This window comes from Polynucleobacter sp. MWH-Adler-W8 (assembly GCF_001889925.1).
In the GTDB taxonomy this organism is placed as follows: domain Bacteria; phylum Pseudomonadota; class Gammaproteobacteria; order Burkholderiales; family Burkholderiaceae; genus Polynucleobacter.
This window is the reverse complement of sequence record NZ_LZFI01000022.1, coordinates 1-2,800: the sequence shown is the minus strand read 5'-3', so window position 1 is coordinate 2,800 and position 2,800 is coordinate 1. Positions and strand designations below refer to the sequence as shown.

1 protein-coding gene is annotated in these 2,800 nt (G+C 47.4%); it reads right to left on the bottom strand.

Features of this window, described 5'->3' with window-relative positions; all coding sequences use genetic code 11:
• The coding region (locus tag AOC28_RS11445; protein ID WP_348534744.1) for a glycine-rich domain-containing protein at positions 1-2,800 on the bottom strand (2,800 nt) is incomplete at both ends.

Sequence of the window (2,800 nt, the reverse complement as noted above, 5' to 3'; positions counted from 1 at the left end):
AGCAGTAATTATGTAGGCCTGGGCAGTAGCCGCCCCCAAAACATAACCCGTAGCAGATAAACCCGATCCATAGGTTAAGGTATAGCTACCTACGTTAGAGCTTGAGGTAGGAACCGTCTCCAACCAAGATACCGTGCCTGTCACTGTCGGCGGACTAGCAACTAATATGCTGCAAGATAAATTCGAACACTCTTTATAAGTTATCGCAGCTGCAGATCCATAAGCACTAGTTCCGGACACCGCAATGTAGATAATATTTTCACGGAACAGGGCATTAAATCCAGCCGTATTAGGCTGCGTGGAAGTGGTTACACCACTTTGGGTGCTGTTAGTTGTTTTGGCGTTAATGAAAGTCGCCAGTCCAGTGCTGCTTGTGGATGAGCCAGAATAAAAATCTGCAATAGCGCCAGTACCACTCATGGTGATTGATGGGGAGCCACTCAAAATGATGTTGTAGGTAGTATCTCCAACAGCGGCATTTTTAGCGGCTGCAAATAATAATGTTGGCGCTGATGCTGAACCTGAAGCGCTACTAGAAGCAACCGATTGAGCAATTGTTAGATTGCCAGTTAGGGTTTGAACAGAAATATTGCCGCTGGATTTAAGGCCAGTATAAGTATTTGCTCCTACCGTAACCGAGCCAATAATTAAGGCAGCATTATTAATAATTGAAATCGCCCCTACTCCACTTGAGGCAGTTGTTGAGGCAACTTGATACAAGGCGTTGCTTGCGCTACTTAAAGTAAGAGCATTGTTACCAATCAATGCCAATCCAGAATTATTGGTATCCGTTATCGCACCAGTAATGGTGATAGCACCGGTGCCACTGCCAATCGCAGAAGCAGTATTTAGAGTTACAGATCCAGCATAGCTTGCAGATCCTGATGCGCTATTTGTTAATGCGCCAGCATTGTTGATGCCAGAACCATTCAATGTGAGTGAGCTATATGCGTTTGTCGTTTGTCCATTCAAATCTAAGGCGGCGCCAGCAGCGATGGTGATGGCATTTTTATTGATTGATGTACCACCAGAGGCGGCCGCATTACCAATCTGCAGGGTTCCAGCATTAATAGTGATGCCACCGGTCAGAGTATTTGCATTTGTCAGAGCCAAAGTACTTGTAGAAGTATCTTTGACAATAGATCCAGCGCCACTAATAGAACCTGAAATAGTTTGCGCAACAGATGAAGCATCTTTGAAGACTGCGCCACTACCGATAGTAATAGTGCCAGCATAAGAACCGCCGCCCAAGTTGCCGGCTGAACTTAGTGAAAGTGTTCCGCCACCAATGGTGGTATTGCCTGCATAAGTATTTGCTGCTGAAAGAGCAAGTACTCCACCATTAGATCCAGTGTAGTTGATAGCATTGTTGAAAGTAAGCGCTGTAGGACCAGTGATGGCGCCACTAATTGCACTCGTGGCAGAAGTAGAGTTGATGTTAACACCAGCCAACACATACAAAGAGCCGCCAATAGTAACTGCGCCACTACCACCAGTAATAGTCAGAGAATAGTTCGAGGCACTTGAGCCAATGGATAAAACAACTACGCCAGAGCCTCCAGTACCGCCATTTGTAAGGGAGAAGTTTTGCGAACCACCGCCTCCGCCGCCACCAGTATTACTACTTCCAGATGTGGCTGTTGCAGTGTTAACAGCGCCCGCACCTCCACCGCCTAAGCCTCCAACCCCATTTGTACTGTTACTGCCGGAAATATTATAATTTCCGCCGCCGCCGCCGCCGCCAACATAATAGGATCCATTACTTTGCTGTCCTACATTGGATCCAGCAATGGAGTTAAGTACGCCAGTACCGCCAGCACCTGCAGAGGTAGTGTTGCCAGCAACACCGACGGATCCTGCACCACCGCCGCCGCCTGTTGTCCATATTGGCGAGCTAGAAGCCGTAGTTCTACCTCCCGCATTACCTTGATTAAGAGTTCCGGTGCCGGCTAGATCAGTTGTGAGATTAGCAGCCCCGCCACCTGAGCCACCATTTTTTGGTGCAGTTGAACCTCCAACATTTGATCCACCGCCACCACCACCATAAGCCGTGATGGTAGTAATGAGTCCTCCTGAAATCGTAGTGTTGTTACCATTACCGCCCGCACCCGCTGCAATGGTGCCGCCAGAACCAACAGTAATAGAGTAAGCAGTTCCGCCAACAAACGTTGAACTAGATTGCAGTACACCACCAGCACCACCTCCACCACCAAACTGAGATCCACCCGCACCTCCGCCGCCTACAACTAGATAATTAGAGGACGCAGTTATTGTGGGCGTAAATGAGTAAGCACTATTGCTATAGCTTATAGCGCCAACGCCAACGATAGATGTCGAGGTAGATGTTGCCGTGCCCGAGACAAATGTATTACCACCATCTAGGGAGTAAGAGTAGCCACCACTAGAGGAGCTACCATTTACGCCACCCAAAAATTGCAAAATAGCTTTTTGATAAACAATGCCTGAAACCGTCACATTACTGTTGGTAGTAGCTAAGGCGATATTTGCCGAAAGATTTAAATTCCCGCCATAGCTTTGAATGCCGGTAGTTGTGATATTGCCTAGCAATAAAGTAGTCTGCAGATATGGCGAACCAGATACACCGTTAACAGTAAGTGAGCCTAAGACAGTTGATGCGCCAACTGTTGAACCAAAGGTCAGATTGCCACTTCCGTTAGCAACTGTGAGCGTTTCAGTTCCTGCAGTTCCATTAACGGCAGCAATGAAGGAAATTGCGCCATTTGTATTGACTGCGCTTGTATTTAATGTGCTTAGGGTGGTATTAGCACCCAAAGTAACT